Genomic DNA, 20,033 nt, shown 5'->3' on the forward strand with positions numbered 1-20,033 from the left:
GAGGGAGCTTGCTCCCGCTGGGCTGCGCAGCAGCCCCAAAAGCCATCCAGCGCGGTGCGCCAGGAAGAAAACGGCGGGCAGGTTTTACGACTGCTGCGCAGCCGAGCGGGAGCAAGCTTCCTCGCCACGGGTGCGGTGCTTTGCCTTCCCAATTAACACCGGACAGCGACCCGCCACTCACCGCTAGAGGCTTAAGATCGCTTTTAAGCTATAATCCCGCCCTTTAGCTGCCCCGCGCCCCTGGCGCGCGGCACATCCTTTTTTCGAGGCGCTTGTCGCCCGTATGCAGACATAAGAGGCTAGACCCTGTGGCATTGACGATTCTTGGCCTGTCCGGCGCCCTTAGCCATGATCCTTCCGCAGCGCTGTACATAGACGGCAAGCTGATCGCGGCGGCCGAGGAAGAGCGCTTCGTACGCGATAAACATGCAAAGAACCGCATGCCCTACGAGTCGGCAAAGTTCTGCCTGGAACAAGCCGGCATCAAGCCTTCCGACGTCGATGTGGTGGCGATTCCGTTCGCCCCGATCAGCCTGTTCGGCGAGGCGCGCTGGCACTACGCCAAGCGTTACTGGTACGCCCCGGATCGGGCTCTCGACGCGATCCTGATGGGCAACCGTCGCTACAAGCGTTATCGCCGCAAGATCGTCTGGTGCCTGGAGCAACTGGGCTTCGATCCGAAGAAAATCAAGATCGAGCCGGTCGAGCACCACCTGGCCCACGCCTCCAGTGCCTACCACTGCTCGGGCTTCCAGGAAAAAACCGCGATCCTGGGCATTGACGGCAAGGGCGAATACGCCACGACCTTCTTCGGCTATGGCGAAAACGGCAAGATCCACAAGATCAAGGAATTCTTCGACCCGGACTCCCTGGGCGGCCTGTACGGCGCAATCACCGAGTTCCTCGGTTTTGAAATGCTCGACGGCGAATTCAAGGTCATGGGCATGGCGCCCTACGGCGATGCCACCAAGTACGATTTCTCCCGCCTGGCCTCGTTCGAAAACGGCGAGCTGGTGATCAATACCGACTACGCCAACGTGATCGGCCTGCGCCGCTATAAAGAGAAGGGCAAGGGCTTCTACTTCTCGCCGAAGCTGATCGAATGGCTCGGCCCGAAACGCGAAGGCGACATCGCCGACGAGCCGTACATCCACTACGCGGCGAGCATGCAGGCGCTGTTCGAGAAGCTCGCGCTGCAAATGATCGACCACTACCTGGGCGACGTGCTCAAGGAAACCGGCAAGCTGGCCTTCGCCGGTGGCTGTGCGTTGAACGTCAAGCTGAACCAGAAGATCATCGCCCGTGACGACGTCAAGGAGCTGTTCGTGCAACCGGCTTCCGGTGACGCCGGTACGGCGGTGGGTGCGGCGGCGTATGTGTCCCACGCCCGTGGCGTGCCGGTGGAGAAGATGGAACACGTCTACCTCGGCCCGGCCTACAGCAACGAAGACGTGATCGCCGCGTGCGCCCGTCATCCGAGCAAGCCTGCCTGGCGCAAGATCGACAACACCCCCGAGCGCATTGCCAAGATCATGGTCGACGGCAACCCGGTGGCCTGGTTCCAGGGCCGCATGGAGTTTGGCCCGCGTGCCTTGGGCGGCCGCTCGATCATCGGGTGCCCAAGCGCCAGCGGCGTGGCCGATCGGATCAACGAACAGATCAAGTTCCGCGAGCGCTGGAGGCCTTTCTGCCCGTCGATGCTCGACACCGTTGCGCCGCAGATGATCAAGGTCGATCACCCAGCACCGTTCATGACCTTCACCTTCGAAGTGGCCGAAGAATGGAAAACCCGCGTGCCGGAAGTCGTCCATGAAGACGGCACCTCCCGGGCCCAGGTGCTCAAGCGCGAATACAACCCGCGCTACTACGACATGATGAAGGCCCTGGAAGTGCTGACCGGCAACGGCGTGTCGCTGAACACCTCGCTCAACCGTCGTGGCGAACCGATGATCTGCTCGCCGACCGACGCGCTGAACATGTTCTTCGGTTCCGACCTGCAGTACCTGATCATGGAAGACATCCTGGTGGTCAAAGACGGCGTGGACGCTTATGACACGCTCGGCTGAGCGACATGTGCTGCAGTTCTGCCACGGTTATGACGGGCCGTTCCTGGACTGCGCCCGTCAGTACGCCAGCTTGTTCGCGGGTACTGGCTATCGCGTGACCACGGTGTTCCTCACCGGGGCGGCCGATGCCGAAGTCGCTGCCGCCTGTGCCTCGGACGAAGTGCTGTTCATGGAATACAGCTCCAGCGCCATTCGTGGCCTGAAGCTGGGCGCCATCGGCGATCTGCGCAAGATCGCCGCCTCGCGCAATTTCAGTTTCTGCATTGCCCATCGCTTCAAGCCGATCTACATCGCTCTGCTGGGTACTCGCTTGCCGGTGATTGGCGTGCACCATGCCTTCGGGGACTACCAGCGGCGCACTCGCCGGTTGTTCGCCCACGTTTACCGCAAGCGCCTGAGCCTGCTCGGGGTTTCCGATGCGGTACGTGACGACATGCGCCGCTGCCTGCCGAAATGGCCGGCTGCCCGGATCCAGACCCTCTACAACCGCATCGACCTTGATGCCGTCCAGGCCAGCCTGGTCTCCCGGGAGGAGGCGCGGCATACGCTGGGGCTGGATACGGACGCCTGGATTGTCGGCAATGTCGGCCGTCTGCACCCGGACAAGGACCAGGCCACACTGTTGCGCGGCTTTGCCGCAGCGCTGGGGCATCTGCCGGTCAACAGCCAGTTGGCAATTCTCGGCAAGGGCCGCCTGGAGCAGGACCTCAAGGCACTGGCCCGAGAGCTGGGCATTGCTGATCGTGTGCTGTTCCTCGGCCAGGTGCCCGAAGCGCGCCGTTATTTCCGTGCTTTTGATGTGTTCGCCCTGAGCTCCGACCATGAACCGTTCGGCATGGTGCTGCTCGAGGCCATGGCTGCCGGCGTACCGTTGCTGGCTACGGCCTGCGGTGGGGCCAAGGAAGTGGTCGAAGGCGTTGGCATCCTGTTTCCGCTGGGCGACGCCGAGCACATGGCCCAGGGGCTGCAGCACCTGGCGGCCATGGACGATCTGCAGCGTCGCCAATGCGCCGAGCTGATGCTCGATCGCTTGCGCGAACGTTTTTCGGATCGCGCCGTACGCGAGGCATTCTGGCGTTTGCCCCAAGTCACCGAACTGGCGCCGAGGGCCTGATGCTCAACCGATTCCAAGGCTGGCGCGAGCGTGGCTGGACCGCCGTCGATGCGTCGATTTATGCCCAGGCCTGGCAGCGTTTTGGCGGCAGCGTGGCCACTCATCCCCTGGTGGTCGAGCGCCTGGCGGCCCTGGCCGGGATTCCCGTGCGTTACCTGGCGTTCGAGCAGGACGGTGAGCTCAGGGCGGCCATACCGACCTGGGGCCGCGACCTGGCGTTGTCCAAAGACGTGCTCAAGCGCAGCGGCAAGAAGGGCTTGTTCGACCTGGGCAATGCCGAGCTGATCCTGCCGGCGGCGCCCGATGCACAAGCGCCGTTGCGTCATCGTGGACGTTACCTGTCGGCCCTCAACGAGGGGCGCTTCAGCGGCTTGAAGTTGCAGCAGGAACAACTGGCCATGGCCCGCACGCCGGAAGAACTGTCCAAGAAGTTTCGCTACAACCAGCGCCGTGAACTGCGTTTGCTGGAGGAGGCGGGCGGGGTGGTGCGGCCGGTCGGCGAGTTTTCCAGCGCCGAGCTGGCCTCGATCTACTGCGACCTGTTCCTGCGTCGCTGGGGCTTTGCGGCCACCGGTGCCGAGCGCATGGGCGAGGTGATCGAGCTACTGCGCGAATGGCTGATCGGCTCGGTGATCTTTCTCAACGATGCGCCGATTGCGATCCAACTGGTGTATCGCGTCGAAGCGCCCGAGTGGATCAGCGTCGAGTACATCAACGGTGGCGTCGACCCGCAGACCCGCGAATTCAGCCCCGGCAGCGTGTTGAGTTTCCTCAACACCCAAAGCGCCTGGGAACATGCCCGGGCCGCCGGCAAGCCGTTGCGTTTCTCATTCGGCCGGGCGGACCGGGAATACAAGGACCGTTGGTGCAACCCCGTGCCGGTGTTTACCGTATGAACCCACCCATGAGTCGCAAGCAGCAGTTACTCAGGCGCCACCGTCGCAACAAGCGCGTGGGGTTGTTACTCGCCCTTGTGGTGTTGGTGTCGCTGGGCGTCGGGGTGGCCTGGTGGCTGCCCCTGGTACTGGCGGTGCTGGGCTGGATCGCCCACGAGGCGTGGTTCGCCGATCACCTGTTCTATTCGCCCCGGGACGATTACCAATACAGCTTCCCGCCGTTCACCCAGCAACCCAAGGTGCATTTGAATGCCGGGCGGCTTCGGTTGGACGAAGGCGTGATTCTGGATGATGGCGCGACGCTGATCCTCGCACTGCGGATCAAGAGCACCTGGCTGGGACGTTTCATCGACCCGCTCGTCGAGTTGTCGGGGGGGGAAAGGGACCTGCAAACCTTCGAGCGCGGGGTCAATGGCCTGCGCTATCTCAACCTCAGCGAGCAGGGCTCGGCGTTGTCCCGGGGCGAGCTGCGCCTGCGCGGGCGTCATTGCCGTCTGCTGGGCGAGCCGACGCTGTGGTCCTTCACGTCGCCGCCAGTGCAGCATCAGCGGGTGATGGTCATCGCTCCCCATGCCGATGACGCGGAACTGGCTGCCTACGGTTTGTACAGCCAGGCTGACGAGGCCTGGATCGTGACGCTGACAGCGGGTGAAATCGAGGCCGGGCATTATCGGAAGATGGGCCTGGACAGCGTCGAAGCCGCGCGACTCAAGGGCCGTTTGCGAGCCTGGGACAGCATTGCCGTACCCCGCTGGGCCGGAGTGCCTCAAGCGCACTGTGTGCAGTTGGGTTATTTCTGCCTGCAACTGGCGGCCATGCAAGCCGCGCCGAGCCAGCCCCAGGGCTCTCGCGAGGCGGGCTTGAGCGATACCCGGCTGTTCCGCCAGTTGAACCCGTTCGCCCTGCCCGGCGATGACGACGGCGCGCCAACCTGGAACAACCTGCTGGCGGACCTGCGCGTGCTGCTGCTCAAGGCGCGCCCCGAAGTCATTGTATTGCCACACCCGACCCTTGATCCGCACCCCGATCATCTCTGCGCCCATCATGCCGTCCTGCAAGCCCTCGAAGGCCTGGAGTGGCAACCGACCACGCTGTTGGGCTATGCCAATCACCTGCACGACAATGACCGCTGGCCCATGGGTGATGCGGGTGCGGGTATTGCGTTGCCGCCGTGTTTCGAGCCGGCCCTGCCGATGCAGCCCTTCAGCCTGCCGCTGGCCTTGCCTGGGCAACGCGACAAGGCCATGGCGCTGGGCATGATGCATGACCTGCAACCGCGCGCGCCGTTCAAGCGTCGCCTGCGTCGTGGCATCCAGCGTCTACTGGCGGGGCGCACGGGCTCGGTGTATGGCGAGAACGAATTTTTTCGCAAGGCTGTGCGTCGCCATGAACTGTTCTGGCGGCTGTAGAGGCCCAAGGCGGGGCATCTTTGCGCTACGGCGCAAACCGGCCTCCGGTTATTTATCAAGTCGTTCGGTGCCGCAAGGAAAACGATGAAAGTTCTGTTTCTGGTGCAGAAAGAACAGCGGGCCATCCTGGACCGACTCTACGAAGGCGTGGCCGCTCATTGCGAGTGCGACCTGCGCTGGCTCGACAGCAAGGAACAACGCAACCTGCGGGGGTATTTCCGCCAGCATGTGGACGTATCGCGTTATGACCGGATCATATTTTTCCTGCGTTTCAAGCAGGAAATTCGTCAGGCCGGCTTCATCCGCACGATCCCCAACCTGGTGATCCTCGAGCACGATGCCTATCAGAATTACATTCCGTGCAAATACACCGGAAAATTCAGTGCGCATTACCGTCGCCTGCCGTGGGTGCGGGTGATCAGTTCCGGCTTCATGGTGACCGAGCGTCTGCGCGGCGAAGGTTTCGATGCGGTATTCGTGCCCAAGGGCTACGATCAGTCGTTGTTGCAGGATCAGGGGCGTGAACGGGATATCGAGTTGGCCTTCGTCGGCAGCACCAACAGTGTTGCCTATAGTGGTCGCAAGGCGCTGCTGGATGAGCTTGGCCAGGTTGAGCCACTGGTCGTGACCCGGACCAAGTCCGGCGAAGAGTATTGCGAGACCCTCAACCGTATCCGCTTTTTCGTCAGTGCCGACGTGGGCATGGGCGAATTCATGATCAAGAATTTCGAAGCCATGGCCTGCGGCTGTGTGCTGCTGGCGTTCGATCAGGGCATCGACGAGGCGCGGGCGCTGGGTTTGCAGGACATGCATAACGTGGTGTTGTACCGTGACATCCCGCAACTCCAGGAAAAGCTTTCCCGGCTGCGTGCCGACCCCGAGCTGGCGCGCAATGTGGCGCACAACGGCCAGAAGCTGGCGCTGGAACAGTTCAGTTTCGCGCGCATCGGGCAGAAAATCGTTGAAGCACTGGAGCCGCCGCTGCGGCCTCGTGCCCCGTTGAGTCTGCTGGAGACATTGCGCCTGAAGCTGGGCGTTTGATACGAACCGTTGAGCCATCCGGTGTTCAGATGGCGTTTGACTAAATGGTATTTCAGTGCAGTTTTCCGACGATAGTGACATTACCCTGGTGGTAACCAGTTGCGGCCGGCTCGATCTGCTCAAGCGGACCTTGGAGAGTTTCGACCGCTTCAATACCGCGCCCATTCGTGAAGTCTTCATTACCGAAGATGCCGGCGACGAAGACGTGCATGGTGTGGTTCCCGCGCATTGGAAAGACCGCACCACGGTCTTCGTCAATCGGCCGAAGCTTGGGCAGTTGGCTTCGATCGACCTGGCATACGGGCAGGTGAAGACGACTTACATTTTCCATTGCGAGGATGACTGGGAGTTCTATCGCCCGGCCTTCGTGGAAGATTCGCGCACGATCCTGGAGCAGCGGCCCGGGATCCTCCAGGTGTGGCTGCGCAACTATGTCTATGACTTGTGCGTACACAGCCCCTATATCCGCCTGGGCGAACGGGAAGTCGTCGGTGGAGTGCCGTGTTATCCGTTGATTTCAGATAAACCCGAATGGCAAAGCTTTTCTCTCAATCCGGGTCTGCGACGGCTGAAGGAGTACCAGCTTTGCGCCCCCTTTGCCGGTTTCGGCGGCGAAAAAGCCCTGTCTCTTCGCTATGCGCAACTGAACTTGACGGCGGTCACTCTGGAAGGGGATGCTGTTTTGCACACCGGATTCGGGGTTCATGTGGAAGTCCCCGTGGAGCGTCAACGCAAGGCACGTCGCAGGCGCCGCGAGCAAGTCAAGCTGTCCCTGGTCCTCTTGCTCGGAGTCTGTATTGGCTGGCTTATCAACTACTGAATGCCGCGAAGCATGAGTCCCGGTCCGCGATAAAAGGTTTGCTGCTCGATGAGCATTATCAATGTCATGTGGGCGGGCGGTGCACCGTTCGCTTCGGTACACAAGGTCCATAATCAGATTCTCTCGCGGATGGAACCAGCGATGCCTGTCAAGACATGGCTCTTGCAGGGTTCGGCAGCTGCCTGCCAGGTTGATGTGGGGACGGCGCTCGAGTGGAATATGACCTCGGCCCGGCTCAAGGGCCGGCACATCTGGCGCCTGCTCAAGCCATTGATGCACAGCCGTTTCCGTCAGGCGTTGCTCGACAGCCAGGCCCGCGTGGTGTTGCTCGATGGCGTCGGCGTAGCCCGCACCTTGCTGCCAGTGCTCAAGCATTTGCCGCAGATTCGTGTGGTGGTGGTTTTCCATGGTGCGACACGAATCAATCCGGCCGGCCGAAAGTTGCTGCGTGGGTTCCCGGCTTCGCGCCTGGCCCTGGCAGCGGTTTCCGAAACCCTGGCGATGTCGCTGCGCGATGAGTTGGGCATCCAGGTCATTGCACTGCGTAGTGCGTTCGATCCGGTGGCGTTCCAGGCGGACCTTCTCCCCCGCGAAGATGCACGTGACCGGCTGGGCTTGCCGCGCTCAGGCGTGCGGGTATTTGGAGCGGTGGGGCGGCTGGTGGATAAAAAGGGCTTCGCCAGTCTGCTGGAGGCGTTTGGCCGCGCAGCGGCGGACCATCCCGACTGGCGCCTGGTGATTATCGGTGAGGGCCCCACGCGTGAGGCGCTGCAGGCGCGGATCGAGCAGCCAGACCTGCTCGGCAAGGTCTGGCTGACGGGGCATCGGGAGGAGGCGGCAACACTCTACAGGGCGTTTGACTGGGTGCTGATCCCATCCAGGGACGAGGGCCTCGGGTTGATTCTTCAAGAGGCGGTGCTGGCTGGCATCCCGGTGCTGGCGAGTGATATTGCGGTCTTTCGCGAGCAGTTGGGCGACACCGGCTGGTACGCGCCGGTAAATGACGACGGGGGCTGGAGCGAGGCGATCCTGCGGACTGCCGAGGCGCCGGCCGAGGCCGTCGCTTTGGCCCAGTACCGGGCCCTGGCACCAGACGAGGCCTGGCTGAGTTTCAGCCAGGCCGCCCGGCAGTTGATTTCAGACCATCAGTAAGGCGTTTTCCAATGCCTGCATCGGAAAGCTCCCGTTCAGGTTCTCCCGGGCAATATAACGAGCGAAATGTTGCAGGTTGCGGCGTGCCAGGTAGCGCGGCAGTGGCGAGCGCAGGAAGCGCATATCGGCCACATCGATCAGTCCCAGTGTGTTTTCGGGTGTGACGACGATGTTGCCCAGGTGCAGCGAGCGAAAATAAATACCCCTGGCGTGCAGGCTGCGGATCAGTTCGACCAGCGCCGGAAGGGTCTGCTGCCAGCTGAAATTTTCCTGATTCGATAATTGACGCAGGGTTTTACCGGGGAGCGGTCGATACAGTACGGCGGTCATGCCGGGTTTTTGCAGTTTGTAGAAGGCCAGCACCTGGAGAGTCGGTACGCCGAGTTTCTGCAGGCGGGCCGCATTATCGATGAATCGCGTTGAATAAGGCCTTAGCAGGGCCGAAGAAAAAAGCCGCTTGCGGCGAAACAGCTTGAGGATATTCCCATCCTGCAGCAGATAGACTTTTGGGCCGTAGCTGTCGGCCTCCAGAATGCTGGCGCCTTCAATCAATTGATTCAAAGCGGCTTGGGGAAGCCGTGAGGATTGCATCGTAGGGAAACCTTGTTGAAAGAACCGGTGCCGTGGCGGGCCATGATGCCCAAAAGTTTTTGTTTTCACCATGCCGGCTTGGCTGGTAGACCGTTTAGGAGCGTTAGATGCAGGCAACACGTTGGGCGCAGGGCTGGATGGCCTTTGGCTTATTATGGTTTTTGCTGGCGATAGCTCTGGCACCGACCAACAAGATTTATCAACAGGGGTTGGTTGCATTCGCCTGGCTGCCGGTGATCGTCTTCGCCTGGCCGGCCCGTCATCGGCTGGCAGAGTTATGGCGTGCCCAGCGCGTGATCTACACGGCGTTGCTGGCGCTGATGGGCTGGGCGCTGATCACGCTGTTCTGGGCCGAAGCGGCGGAGCCGGCCCGCGAGGCCAAGCGACTGCTGTACATTCTGGCGTTCCTGATGTTTTTCCCGATTTTCGCCGACGGCCACCCCGAACGGGTGATTCGCATCATGAAATGGGGGGGGCTCGGGCTGGCACTGACGGCGCTGATGGCTATCGTCCGTTTCTACGGCATGGCAAACAACCCGTGGAATGCGCGCCTGGAAGGGTTGGGGGAGTTGTCCCATCCGATCCTCGGCGGCTACGTGATTGGCCTGGCGGCGGTCTGGATGCTGCATTGGGTACCGCGTCACCGCGGCCTGCAAGTGCTTTGGGCGCTGGCCCTGGCGCTGTTGGGGTGCTTCGTGGTGGCGAGCCAGAGTCGTGGTGCGGCGCTGGCCTTGCTGCTCAGCGTATTGGCCATGCCGATCTACTGCCGGGACCAGCGTGCCCGCGTGATCGCCGCCACGGCGCTGGTGCTGGCGATGCTGACCTTCTGGCTGCTCGAGCCGTTGGTCATGGCGCGCGGTGCTTCCTATCGGCCCGAGATTTTCATGTCGAGCCTGCACATGATTGCCGAGCGCCCATGGGGGGGGCTTGGCGTGGCGGCTGACTATCGGGTTATCAGCCACGGCCTCACGTTCGATCACGCCCACAACCTGTTCAGCCATGTCGCCATTCAACTCGGGCTGCCGGGGTTGCTGCTGTGGTGCATCGTCTGGTTCGCGGTGTTGCGCGAAGCCTGGCGGGCCCGGGACAGCCTGTTGGGCCGGGGCGTGCTCGGCATGTGGGTGTTTTCGTTCCTGGCGATGCAATTCGATGCCGCTAGCCTGACCGGAACCCCCCGTGCCGAATGGTTCATCAGTTGGTTGCCGATTGGCCTGGCCAGCGTTTTGACCTGGGCGCAGGCCAATGTCGGTGGCTGTGATAAAATTCCGCGTTCTTCCTAACCAGTGAGCCCGACGATGAGTGATGCACCGCCCAAAGCGGAACAGGATTCCAGCCTGAAAATCTATTTTCGGTTGTTGGGATACGTCAAACCCTACGCGGGCATCTTTCTGCTGAGCATCCTGGGTTTCGTGATATTTGCTTCGACCCAGCCCATGCTGGCCGGGATTCTCAAATATTTCGTCGACGGCTTGAGCAACCCCGATGCGGTGCTCTTTCCCAGCGTGCCGTACCTGCAGGACTTGAAACTGCTGATGGCGGTGCCGCTGCTGATCATTCTGATCGCTGCCTGGCAGGGCCTGGGGTCGTTCCTGGGCAACTATTACCTGGCCAGGGTTTCCCTGGGGCTGGTACATGACCTGCGGGTCGAGCTGTTCAAGAAGTTGCTGGTGTTGCCCAATCGCTACTTCGACACCCACAACTCCGGCCACCTGATCTCCCGAATCACCTTCAACGTGACCATGGTCACCGGTGCGGCTACCGATGCCATCAAGGTGGTGATCCGCGAAGGCCTCACCGTGGTGTTCCTCTTCGCCTACCTGGTGTGGATGAACTGGAAGCTGACCCTGGTGATGTTGGCGATCCTGCCGCTGATCGCGGTCATGGTCAGCAGTACCAGCAAGAAATTCCGCAAGCAGAGCAAAAAGATCCAGGTGGCCATGGGCGACGTGACTCACGTTGCCTCCGAGACGATCCAGGGCTACCGCGTGGTGCGCAGCTTCGGCGGTGAAGCCTATGAAGAGCAGCGCTTTACCAACGCCAGCCAGGGCAACACCGACAAGCAATTGCGCATGACGCGTACCGGCGCGGTCTATACGCCGATGCTGCAACTGGTGATCTACACCGCCATGGCGGCCCTGATGTTCCTGGTGCTGTTCCTGCGCGGTGACGCGACGGCCGGTGACCTGGTGGCCTACATCACGGCTGCCGGCCTGCTGCCCAAGCCGATTCGCCAACTCTCGGAAGTCAGCTCCACCATCCAGAAAGGCGTGGCCGGTGCCGAGAGCATCTTCGAGCAACTGGACGTCGAGCCGGAGGTCGACGGGGGGACGGTCGAGCAGGAACGGGTCAGCGGTCGTCTCGACGTGCGCAACCTGAGTTTCACCTACCCCGGCGCTGAGCGCGAAGTGCTCAAGGACATCAGCTTCACCGCGGCACCCGGGCAGATGATTGCGCTGGTGGGGCGTTCGGGCAGCGGCAAGTCGACCCTGGCGAGCCTTATCCCGCGCTTCTATCACCATGAGGTCGGCCAGATCCTGCTCGATGACGTGGAAATCGAAGACTACCGCCTGCGTAACCTGCGTCGTCATGTCGCCCAGGTGACCCAGCATGTCACCCTGTTCAACGACACGGTGGCCAACAATATCGCCTACGGCGACCTGGCCGGTGCGCCACGGGCCGACATTGAAAAGGCGGCCCGGGATGCCTATGCGATGGACTTCATCGAGCAGTTGCCCCATGGCCTGGACACCGAGGTGGGCGAAAACGGCGTGCTGTTGTCCGGCGGCCAACGCCAGCGCCTGGCCATTGCCAGGGCATTGTTGAAGAACGCGCCGCTGCTGATCCTCGACGAAGCCACCTCGGCGCTGGACACCGAGTCCGAGCGGCATATCCAGGCTGCGCTGGACCAGGTGATGAAAGGCCGTACGACCCTGGTCATCGCCCACCGTTTGTCGACCATCGAAAAGGCCGACCTGATCCTGGTGATGGACCAGGGCCGGATCGTCGAACGAGGGACCCATGGCGAGCTCTTGGCGCAGAACGGCTACTACGCGCGTCTTCATGCCATGGGGCTGGACGCTCCGGCCCAGAATATCGCCTGAGTTCGGACCCCAGGCTGTGAGCCGGCCGGTTTCTCTCGGCCGGCTTCGCTTCCACAGGTTCGGTGTTGGACACACATGTGCATGCACCTCAGAACCAATGTGGGAGCGAGCTTGCTCGCGATAGCGGTGTGTCCGGGCCAGTGATGTTGAATGTGCCGGTGCCATCGCCAGCAAGCTCGCTCCCACTGAGTTTGTATCGAAAACTTTACCTGCGTTGACCAATCCACAATAAATCCGCGATCCCTGACTGCTAAGGTTTGGCTCCAGGACTTTCCTGACCAACTCCAGTCATCGAGGGGGGCATCCCTCCCGCGCGGGTGTTTGAATGCTGCAACGTTATCTCTGGAAGCTTCTGCCCAAGTCGCAGCGCTCCTTTCTGTTGGGGCGCCTGTCGGTTGTCGATCGACAAGTCGTGAACAAGTCGATGTCGGCCAATTGCCGTTTTCCCGATGCGTTTGCCCGACGCGCCTGCCTGTTCATCCATGTGCCAAAATGCGCCGGCAGCAGTGTTTGCGTGGGGCTTTTCGATGGCTACAGCCCGGGCCACTTGCCGCTGTATTGGTACGAAGAGCAGTTTGCGCAGCAGTACGCCGCCAGTTTCAAATTTGCCTTTGTTCGCGATCCGCTGGAGCGTGCGTATTCAGCCTATGCTTTCCTGCGGGGCAATACGTTGGGCGCGCGCGACCAGGCGGCGCAGAAAATGGTGGGCCAATATCGCGACTTCGATGATTTCGTCGCGCGATGGCTGCACCCGGAGAACATCACCCGGCAATTGCATTTCGCCGCCCAGACGGATTTCCTCATCGATTCCCTCGGCCACCTGGCGATGGACTTCATCGGTTACCAGGAATACCTGGACCGGGACTATCAGCGAGTGTGCGAACACCTGGGGGTGGTCGCGAGGTTGCCCCATGTGAACCACAGCTGGCAGCGCGCCACGGTGCCGGTCAGGGACATTTGCTCAGTGCGGACCCGTCGACTGGTGCGGCGGGTGTACCAACGTGATTACGAGATGCTTGGTTATGAATGAAACGTCAAACGTATCGATGCAGCAGGCGCAGATCAGTCCTTATGCACAGGCGCTCACGCCGGCGGATCGAGCGGCCATCAAGGCCCAGCGGCCGCGCTGCATCTGGCTGACGGGACTATCGGGGGCGGGCAAGTCGACCCTGGCCAATGCCTTGGAAGTGCAGCTCAACCAGCAGGGCTTGCACACCTCCCTGCTCGATGGCGACAACCTGCGCCAGGGGTTGTGCCGGGGCCTGGGCATGGATGCCGAGTCCCGCAAGGAAAATATCCGCCGCATTGCCGAGGTCGCGCGCCTGATGGTCGATGCCGGCCTGATCGTCATCGTTGCGGCCATCTCCCCGTTTCGTGCCGACCGGGAAGCTGCCAGGCAGTTGTTTTCCGAGGGCACCTTCGTGGAGGTTTATGTGAGTACACCCTTTGACGTCTGCGCCCGGCGTGACCCCAAGGGGTTGTACCGCGAGGCCTGTGCCGGGCGGATCAAGAACTTCACTGGGCTCGACAGCCCCTACGAGGCGCCCCTTGCGCCAGACTGCGCGATCGATACCAGCGAGGTGGAGCTGGCCCAGGCCTGTGCGCGGCTATTGGCGTTGCTGCAAATCTGATGAAGCGAACGTCCTGGCTTCGCATTGCAGCCATGGACAAGCCTTCGCCAACCCTGTGCTAATATCGCGGCCCTGTTCATTTTGTATGTGGGATGCTCCATGAAGTTGTCCATGCCGCGATTCGATCAAGCCCCTGTATTGGTGGTCGGCGATGTCATGCTCGACCGCTACTGGCATGGCGGTACCTCACGGATTTCCCCTGAGGCGCCGGTACCGGTGGTCAAGGTCGAGCACATCGAGGATCGCCCAGGCGGTGCCGCCAACGTTGCCTTGAACATCGCTGCCCTCGGCGCACCGGCCTCCCTGGTGGGCGTGACCGGCGACGACGAGGCCGCCGACAGCCTGACCAACAGCCTCAAGGGCGCAGGCGTACGTGCGATATTCCAGCGCGTTGCGCACCAGCCGACCATCGTCAAGCTGCGGGTCATGAGCCGTCACCAGCAACTGCTGCGCATCGATTTCGAAGAACCTTTCGCCACCGACCCCCTGGCCCTCGGTGCCGAGGTCGACAACTTGCTCGAAGGCGTCAAGGTCCTGGTGTTGTCGGACTACGGCAAAGGCGCGTTGAAGAATCACCAGGCGCTGATCCAGGCCGCCCGTGCCCGTGGCATTCCGGTCCTGGCCGATCCCAAGGGCAAGGATTTTTCCATCTACCGTGGCGCCAGCCTGATCACGCCGAACCTCAGCGAATTCGAAACCATCGTCGGCGGTTGCGTCGATGAGCACGAACTGGTGAGCAAAGGTGCGCAACTGATGCAAGACCTCGACCTCGGCGCCTTGCTGGTGACCCGTGGCGAGCACGGCATGACCTTGCTGCGCCCCGGTCACCCTGCGTTGCACCTGCCGGCCCGTGCCCGTGAAGTGTTCGACGTGACGGGTGCCGGCGACACCGTGATTTCCACGCTGGCCGCGGCGATCGCAGCCGGTGAGGAACTGCCCCATGCGGTCGCCCTGGCTAACCTGGCGGCGGGCATTGTCGTCGGCAAGCTCGGTACGGCAGCCATCAGCGCCCCGGAGCTGCGCCGCGCCATCCAGCGCGAGGAAGGCTCCGAGCGCGGCGTGCTGGGCCTGGAGCAACTGCTGCTGGCCGTTGACGACGCCCGTGCCCACAACGAAAGCATCGTCTTCACCAACGGTTGCTTCGACATCCTGCACGCCGGCCATGTGACCTACCTCGAGCAGGCCAGGGCCCAGGGTGATCGCCTGATCGTCGCGGTCAATGACGATGCCTCCGTGAGCCGTCTCAAAGGGCCGGGGCGTCCGATCAATAGCGTCGACCGGCGCATGGCGGTCCTGGCCGGCCTGGGCGCGGTGGACTGGGTGATCAGCTTCAGCGAGGGCACGCCGGAAAACCTGCTGCGCCAGGTCAAGCCGGATGTGCTGGTCAAGGGCGGTGACTACGGGATCGACCAGGTCGTCGGCGCGGACATCGTCGCGGCCTACGGCGGTACCGTGAAGGTGTTGGGGTTGGTGGAAAACAGCTCGACGACGGCGATTGTGGAGAAGATCCGCAACAACTGATGCGTCAGGCAAAGCGCAGAACCTGTGGGAGCGAGCTTGCTCGCGATAGCGGTGTGTCAGCCAAATCGAGGCTGAATGATCCAACGCCATCGCGAGCTAGCTCGCTCCCACAGGGCCCATTGTCCAGCCAGAAAATGGACATCAGGCCTAACGAGCCACCTTGCGCGGCACGATCTTCTTGAGCAACTGCCGGGCCTTGCCCTTGAGCCGGGTCAGGCTCGACTCCTTGCCCGGTGGCGTCAGCCCTTGCTGGCGCAGCCAGTCCTTCCAGCGAATCCGCTCGTCACGCACCAGCCAGCCGTCCTGCCGGGCGAAACTTTCCGCCAGGTACAGCCCCCGGGTGCTGGCCGGGTACAGTTGATCCTTTTTCAAGGTGTACAGCTCGGGCAAGGGCTGCCCATCCTGCAGCGGCATCAGGTACAGGTCCGGTCGCTTGCGGTCCAGGCGTGCCACCAACTGGTCGCCCTCCAGGCGCTCATCGACGTGAAACAGGCTCAGGGACTTGGCTTCCTTGGGCACGTCCAGGCGCAAGTCATAGATCAATTGCAGGGATGCCGTCGGCAGGTGCACGTAGGCCCGTGGCCGTTCGATCAGTTGCAGGTTGGCGCTGCGCACCGGGCGGGCCGAGCCCGACAGAGGCGTCAGGCGAAACGGCAAGGCCTCGCGGTAGTGCAAGGCCGTGGCGTAGGGGGCTGGCAGCCAGGTGTCGTTGAAGCGCCCGCCCAGCCAGCCTTCAGGGGTTTCCAGCAGGCATTCTTCGGCGATCTCGCTGATGGCGGTGAGCAGCGGCAGGTTCAGTTCGTGGGCCGGGACATAGCCGGAAATCAGCTTGAGTACCACGTCGCCGCGATCCTGCCGACGCTGGCGTACCAGCACCCAATAGTCGCGGTTCTGCCAATGCAGGGTCAGGCGCACCGAGACGCCCAGGTTCGCCAGCTCCAGGGAAAAACGCTCGGCATCGGCCACTGCGACAGGGCGGCGGCGCTGCAAGGTCTGGGCAAAATTCAGCGGCATCCCGACGCTCTGGTAAGTCAGGCCTTCGGGGGTCGCTTCGACGAACAGGGGCAGGGTCTTGAAGTTACTCGGATTCTTTCTGATGAGCGTACGCGGCATGTCGGCTCCTTCCTTCAGGCCGCGTAGGGCGGCGTCAGTGTTTACGCAGGACCGTGGCTACGGTCGCGACGTTATGGGCGAGGTGCAGCGGATTGATGGTGCCGACAATAGCACTGGCGACCCCAGGATGCTCAAACAACAGTTCGAAACTGGCACGAACCGGGTCTACCCCAGGGCTCAGGCAGGCGTGGCCGCTGGCCAGGGCCTTTTTCACCAGGATCGCTTTGCCGTGCTCGTTGGCGTAGTCAATGACCGTCTTTTCGCCTCGTTCGTTCAGATTGTAGGTGACCATCGCGCAATCGCCTTGCACCAGGGCCTTCAAGCCGCCGTCGACGGTCTTGCCGGAAAAACCGAAGCCGCCGATCTTGCCTTCGCGCTTGAGCGCCGCCAGGGTCGGGTAGACCTCGCTGTCGTTGAGGATCGCCAGGTCGTTGCCGTCGGAATGCACCAGGACCAGGTCGATGTAGTCGGTTTCCAGGCGCTTGAGGCTGCGTTCCACCGAGAATCGGGTATGGGCGGCACTGAAGTCGTGGCGTGACTGGCCGTCACTGAATTCTTCGCCGACCTTGCTGACAATCACCCAGTCGTGACGTTGGCCGCGCAGCAGCGGGCCGAGGCGTTCTTCGCTGCGACCATAGGCCGGCGCAGTGTCGATCAGGTTGATCCCCAGGTCGCGCGCGAGCTTGAGCAACATGCGCGCTTCGTCGTCATCGGGAATCTGAAAGCCGTTGGGGTATTTGACGCCCTGGTCGCGGCCCAGCTTGACGGTGCCCAGGCCCAGAGGGGAAACCCGCGGGCCGTCATGGCCCAGAGGGCGATAGAGGTCATGCAGGGTCGCTTGGCTCATGGCAGCAGTTGCTCCCAGGCAGGCACGCCCATGGGCGGCTTCGGCAGGTCCGGCAGCGGAGCCGGGTGACTGGGCTGGATGCCATCGCGTTGCAGCGCGTTGACCACCCGATCGGCGAAGTCCGGCGCCAGGGCCAGTTTGGTCGGCCAGCCCACCAGCAGGCGATCCTGCTCGGCGAGGAAGGCGTTGTCCGGGCGGGTCAGGCCCGACTGCAGTGGCTCGGCGCGGTCAACCCGCAACGTGGCCCATTGCGCGGTGCTGAGGTCGATCCACGGCAGCAATTGGCCAAGTTCTTTCTGCGCGGCGGCGATCTGCTCGGCAGGCTCTCGGGCGATGGCATCGCCTTCGGCGAGGTCGCCCCCCAGGTACCAGACCCATTGGCCATTGGCGGCTGGGTGGGTGGTGACGGTGACGCGTGGCTTCGGCCCGCCGCCCAGGCAATGGGCGTAAAGCGGCTTGAGGCTCGGCCCCTTGGCCAGGACCATGTGCAACGGCCGGGTCTGCATGGCCGGTTTGTCCAGGCCCAGGGCCTTGAGCAGGTCAGCGGTGCCAGCGCCGGCGCTGAAGACAATGCGCTGGGCCCGAATTTCACGGTCGTCGACCTTCAGTCCGACCCACTCACCTGCTTCGCGCAGTGGCTCGATGCGCTGCCCGGCCAGCAGGCTGTCGCCGGCCAGTTCCGCCAGGCGCTCGATCAGGCTGGGAACATCCACCACCAGCTCGGCCAGGCGATAGACCTTGCCCTTGAAGCGCTTGTCTTGCAGGGCCGGCGGCAATTGCTCACCCTTGACCTGGTCGACCCGTCCGCGCACGGCCTTGCTGGCAAAGAAACTGGTGAGGTTGCCGGCCAGGGTGCCGGGGGACCAGAGGTAATGGGCATCGGACAGCATGCGCACGCCGGACAGGTCCAGCTCACCGTCACCCTTCAGGGCTTCGCGCCAGCGGCGCGGCATGTCGGCGATGGCTTCCGAGGCCCCGGTCAGGGCGCCATGCAAGGCATATTTGGCGCCGCCATGAATGATGCCCTGGGATTTGACACTCTGCCCGCCACCGAGGCTGGCGCTTTCCACCAGCACGGTTGAAAACCCCAGGCGGCGCAAGCGCGCGTTCAGCCAGAGGCCGGCGACTCCGGCGCCGACAATCAGGATGTCGGTGGAAATAACGGATGGCATGCAGCGACCTCAGTGTTCAAGACGAGGGCGCAGTATACAGACTCGATAGGGATGGGATTTTGTTGGTGATCAATCGCGATGGCGATAAACCTGTGGCGAGGGAGCTTGCTCCCGCTTGGGTGCGAAGCGCCCACTAGAAATGGGACCGCTTCGCGATCCAGCGGGAGCAAGCTCCCTCGCCCCAAAAGTATTCCAGTTTAATAATCAGTGTGTTTTCAGTGCCCGGCGGTCTTGGAAAACAGCTGGATCACCACCACCCCCAACACAATCAGCGCCATTCCCAGCATCGCTGGCACGTCCAGTTTTTGCCCGTAGATGAACAGTGCCGCCACGCTGACCATGACGATCCCCAGCCCGGCCCAGACCGCATAGGCCACGCCCACCGGTACGGTGCGCACCACCAGCGTCAGCATCCAGAAAGCGGTGCCGTAGCCGACGATGACCAGCAGCAAGGGCAGGGGTGTGCTCAGGCCCTTGATCGCTTTCATCGAAACAGTGGCGATCACTTCGGCGCAGATGGCGATGGCCAGGTAGTAGTAGGCGTTCATGGGCAGTTCCTCTTTGACGGTTGCGTCTTTCGATGGGGTCATTCTAGAGATCGCCCAGATGCGGTAAAGTCATTACCTATCTGCAATGGAGATAGGTTGAGCCATGAACGTACAGTGGAACCTGGAGCAATTGCGGCTGTTTGTCGGGGTCGCCGAGAAACGTTCGTTTTCCGCCGTGGCCCGGGACCAGCGCAAGGCGCAATCGGCCATCAGCAGTGCGATCGCCATGCTGGAAGACGACTTGGGGGTGAGCCTGTTCGAACGCAGCAGCGGCCGTCAGCCCAGGCTCACCGATGCGGGGGAAGCCCTGCTCGAAGAAGCCAGGGAAGTGCTGCGCCAGTGCGAGCGCCTCAACGGTCGGGCCCTGGCCTTGATGCGCGGACAGGAAGCGTCGCTGCGCCTGGCCCAGGATGAAGCCATGCCCTATCAACCGGTCATCGACAGTCTGGCGGCCCTGGCCGAGCAATTTCCCACCCTCGAAGTGCAACTGGCCAGCGCCGCCCAGGGCGACGTGGCGCGCAAACTGGTGGAGCGGCGCGCCGACCTCGGCTTGCTGTTCTATCACGACCAGATCCCTGAGGCGTTGGAGCGCCGGGTATTGGGCAGCGTCGAAATGGTCACGGTGTGCGGCCGGGAGCATCCCCTGGCGAACCATGGCTATGTGACCTGCCGGGAAATGGCCCGGCACCGCCAGTTGTTGATGGCGACCCAGTCCAGCGTCTATCCCGGCAGCGAGCAGGCCAGCCCGCAGGTCTGGCGGGCCGACAGTTTCTATGTGTTGGCCGAGTGGCTGAGGAGTGGCCTGGGCTGGGCCTGGCTGCCACGGCACGTGGTGCAGTACCCGGCGTACCTGGGGGACATGGTCGAACTCAGCAGCGAATGGACCCCGCCGGCCCTGGTGGTGGAACTGGTCTGGCGCCGCGACGAACCCCTGGGGCCGGCGGCCCGTTGGCTGGCGGAACGTTTTGCCGTGCAGTTGCAGGCGATCGGCTGAAAAACCGATAAACTCCG

At 62.6% G+C, this 20,033-nt stretch carries 18 protein-coding genes; 13 read left to right on the plus strand and 5 right to left on the minus strand.

Annotated features, from left to right (window positions below; genetic code table 11):
• The first annotated feature begins 308 nt into the window (after positions 1-308).
• The 7 genes from J4E63_RS22835 (at position 309) to J4E63_RS22865 (ending at position 8,498) form a co-directional block, all read left to right on the plus strand.
• Positions 309-2,066 (plus strand): carbamoyltransferase, encoded by a 1,758-nt coding sequence (locus J4E63_RS22835; protein WP_003197115.1) that lies wholly within the window; start codon positions 309-311, stop codon positions 2,064-2,066.
• Positions 2,050-3,180 (plus strand): glycosyltransferase, encoded by a 1,131-nt coding sequence (locus J4E63_RS22840; RefSeq protein ID WP_207283440.1) that lies wholly within the window; start codon positions 2,050-2,052, stop codon positions 3,178-3,180. Before J4E63_RS22835 ends, J4E63_RS22840 begins: the two co-directional genes overlap by 17 nt.
• Complete coding sequence (locus tag J4E63_RS22845) at positions 3,180-4,076, plus strand: antimicrobial resistance protein Mig-14 (protein WP_207283441.1); 897 nt, start codon at positions 3,180-3,182, stop codon at positions 4,074-4,076. The genes J4E63_RS22840 and J4E63_RS22845 overlap by 1 nt, the downstream gene beginning before the upstream one ends.
• Before the next feature lie 8 nt (positions 4,077-4,084).
• The gene (locus J4E63_RS22850) at positions 4,085-5,485 is read left to right on the plus strand and encodes a PIG-L deacetylase family protein (RefSeq protein ID WP_207283442.1); all 1,401 of its coding nucleotides are present in this window, start codon (positions 4,085-4,087) and stop codon (positions 5,483-5,485) included.
• Positions 5,486-5,569: 84 nt separating this feature from the next.
• A complete protein-coding gene (locus J4E63_RS22855; protein ID WP_192261938.1) occupies positions 5,570-6,526 on the plus strand; it encodes a glycosyltransferase in 957 nt (318 codons plus the stop codon).
• Positions 6,527-6,581: 55 nt separating this feature from the next.
• Positions 6,582-7,346, plus strand: a complete 765-nt coding sequence (locus tag J4E63_RS22860; RefSeq protein WP_207283443.1) for a glycosyltransferase family 2 protein — start codon at positions 6,582-6,584, stop codon at positions 7,344-7,346.
• A 48-nt stretch (positions 7,347-7,394) separates the two neighbouring features.
• Positions 7,395-8,498 (plus strand): glycosyltransferase, encoded by a 1,104-nt coding sequence (locus tag J4E63_RS22865; protein ID WP_207283444.1) that lies wholly within the window; start codon positions 7,395-7,397, stop codon positions 8,496-8,498.
• Here J4E63_RS22865 and J4E63_RS22870 read toward each other — a convergent pair.
• On the minus strand, positions 8,484-9,089 hold the full coding sequence (locus J4E63_RS22870) for a toluene tolerance protein (protein WP_092205296.1): 606 nt from the start codon (positions 9,087-9,089) through the stop codon (positions 8,484-8,486). The genes J4E63_RS22865 and J4E63_RS22870 overlap by 15 nt on opposite strands.
• 107 nt (positions 9,090-9,196) lie before the next feature.
• Between J4E63_RS22870 and J4E63_RS22875 the strand changes: the two genes are divergently transcribed.
• The 5 genes from J4E63_RS22875 to hldE all read left to right on the plus strand — a co-directional run bounded on the left by J4E63_RS22875 (position 9,197) and on the right by hldE (position 15,342).
• A complete protein-coding gene (locus tag J4E63_RS22875; RefSeq protein WP_207283445.1) occupies positions 9,197-10,369 on the plus strand; it encodes an O-antigen ligase in 1,173 nt (390 codons plus the stop codon).
• A 15-nt stretch (positions 10,370-10,384) separates the two neighbouring features.
• Positions 10,385-12,190, plus strand: a complete 1,806-nt coding sequence (gene msbA, locus J4E63_RS22880) for a lipid A export permease/ATP-binding protein MsbA (protein WP_092205298.1) — start codon at positions 10,385-10,387, stop codon at positions 12,188-12,190.
• A 325-nt stretch (positions 12,191-12,515) separates the two neighbouring features.
• Entirely contained in the window at positions 12,516-13,220 is a 705-nt protein-coding gene (locus J4E63_RS22885) for a sulfotransferase family 2 domain-containing protein (protein WP_207283446.1), read from the plus strand.
• A complete protein-coding gene (cysC, locus tag J4E63_RS22890) occupies positions 13,213-13,821 on the plus strand; it encodes an adenylyl-sulfate kinase (protein WP_207283447.1) in 609 nt (202 codons plus the stop codon). Before J4E63_RS22885 ends, cysC begins: the two co-directional genes overlap by 8 nt.
• Before the next feature lie 99 nt (positions 13,822-13,920).
• On the plus strand, positions 13,921-15,342 hold the full coding sequence (hldE, locus tag J4E63_RS22895) for a bifunctional D-glycero-beta-D-manno-heptose-7-phosphate kinase/D-glycero-beta-D-manno-heptose 1-phosphate adenylyltransferase HldE (protein WP_072407151.1): 1,422 nt from the start codon (positions 13,921-13,923) through the stop codon (positions 15,340-15,342).
• Between the two features lie 147 nt (positions 15,343-15,489).
• On the opposite strand, the gene J4E63_RS22900 is transcribed toward hldE, so the two are convergent.
• From J4E63_RS22900 to J4E63_RS22915, 4 genes are all read right to left on the minus strand, one after another.
• The gene (locus J4E63_RS22900; RefSeq protein ID WP_060739454.1) at positions 15,490-16,455 is read right to left on the minus strand and encodes a hypothetical protein; all 966 of its coding nucleotides are present in this window, start codon (positions 16,453-16,455) and stop codon (positions 15,490-15,492) included.
• Positions 16,456-16,489: 34 nt separating this feature from the next.
• Complete coding sequence (locus J4E63_RS22905; protein ID WP_207283448.1) at positions 16,490-17,302, minus strand: aldo/keto reductase; 813 nt, start codon at positions 17,300-17,302, stop codon at positions 16,490-16,492.
• Entirely contained in the window at positions 17,299-18,474 is a 1,176-nt protein-coding gene (locus tag J4E63_RS22910; RefSeq protein ID WP_207283449.1) for an FAD-binding oxidoreductase, read from the minus strand. Before J4E63_RS22910 ends, J4E63_RS22905 begins: the two co-directional genes overlap by 4 nt.
• Before the next feature lie 215 nt (positions 18,475-18,689).
• Positions 18,690-19,022 (minus strand): multidrug efflux SMR transporter, encoded by a 333-nt coding sequence (locus J4E63_RS22915; RefSeq protein WP_003197153.1) that lies wholly within the window; start codon positions 19,020-19,022, stop codon positions 18,690-18,692.
• Between the two features lie 103 nt (positions 19,023-19,125).
• On the opposite strand from J4E63_RS22915, the gene J4E63_RS22920 reads away from it, so the two are divergent.
• Positions 19,126-20,016: a LysR family transcriptional regulator gene (locus tag J4E63_RS22920; RefSeq protein ID WP_207283450.1), complete on the plus strand. Its 891-nt coding sequence runs from the start codon at positions 19,126-19,128 to the stop codon at positions 20,014-20,016.
• Positions 20,017-20,033: the final 17 nt, after the last annotated feature.

The organism is Pseudomonas sp. FW300-N2F2 (assembly GCF_017351655.1).
Taxonomy (GTDB): Bacteria; Pseudomonadota; Gammaproteobacteria; order Pseudomonadales; family Pseudomonadaceae; genus Aquipseudomonas; species Aquipseudomonas fluorescens_AA.

What these genes read in the sequence shown, in the direction of transcription:
- J4E63_RS22850 (WP_207283442.1), top strand. Translation starts at nt 4,085, where the DNA reads ATGAGTCGCAAGCAGCAGTTACTCAGGCGCCACCGTCGCAACAAGCGC.
- J4E63_RS22910 (WP_207283449.1), bottom strand. Translation starts at nt 18,474, where the DNA reads ATGCCATCCGTTATTTCCACCGACATCCTGATTGTCGGCGCCGGAGTC.
- J4E63_RS22865 (WP_207283444.1), top strand. Translation starts at nt 7,395, where the DNA reads ATGAGCATTATCAATGTCATGTGGGCGGGCGGTGCACCGTTCGCTTCG.
- J4E63_RS22885 (WP_207283446.1), top strand. Translation starts at nt 12,516, where the DNA reads ATGCTGCAACGTTATCTCTGGAAGCTTCTGCCCAAGTCGCAGCGCTCC.
- J4E63_RS22855 (WP_192261938.1), top strand. Translation starts at nt 5,570, where the DNA reads ATGAAAGTTCTGTTTCTGGTGCAGAAAGAACAGCGGGCCATCCTGGAC.
- J4E63_RS22915 (WP_003197153.1), bottom strand. Translation starts at nt 19,022, where the DNA reads ATGAACGCCTACTACTACCTGGCCATCGCCATCTGCGCCGAAGTGATC.
- J4E63_RS22845 (WP_207283441.1), top strand. Translation starts at nt 3,180, where the DNA reads ATGCTCAACCGATTCCAAGGCTGGCGCGAGCGTGGCTGGACCGCCGTC.
- J4E63_RS22920 (WP_207283450.1), top strand. Translation starts at nt 19,126, where the DNA reads ATGAACGTACAGTGGAACCTGGAGCAATTGCGGCTGTTTGTCGGGGTC.
- J4E63_RS22840 (WP_207283440.1), top strand. Translation starts at nt 2,050, where the DNA reads ATGACACGCTCGGCTGAGCGACATGTGCTGCAGTTCTGCCACGGTTAT.
- cysC (WP_207283447.1), top strand. Translation starts at nt 13,213, where the DNA reads ATGAATGAAACGTCAAACGTATCGATGCAGCAGGCGCAGATCAGTCCT.
- J4E63_RS22875 (WP_207283445.1), top strand. Translation starts at nt 9,197, where the DNA reads ATGCAGGCAACACGTTGGGCGCAGGGCTGGATGGCCTTTGGCTTATTA.
- J4E63_RS22870 (WP_092205296.1), bottom strand. Translation starts at nt 9,089, where the DNA reads ATGCAATCCTCACGGCTTCCCCAAGCCGCTTTGAATCAATTGATTGAA.
- hldE (WP_072407151.1), top strand. Translation starts at nt 13,921, where the DNA reads ATGAAGTTGTCCATGCCGCGATTCGATCAAGCCCCTGTATTGGTGGTC.
- J4E63_RS22900 (WP_060739454.1), bottom strand. Translation starts at nt 16,455, where the DNA reads ATGCCGCGTACGCTCATCAGAAAGAATCCGAGTAACTTCAAGACCCTG.
- msbA (WP_092205298.1), top strand. Translation starts at nt 10,385, where the DNA reads ATGAGTGATGCACCGCCCAAAGCGGAACAGGATTCCAGCCTGAAAATC.
- J4E63_RS22905 (WP_207283448.1), bottom strand. Translation starts at nt 17,302, where the DNA reads ATGAGCCAAGCGACCCTGCATGACCTCTATCGCCCTCTGGGCCATGAC.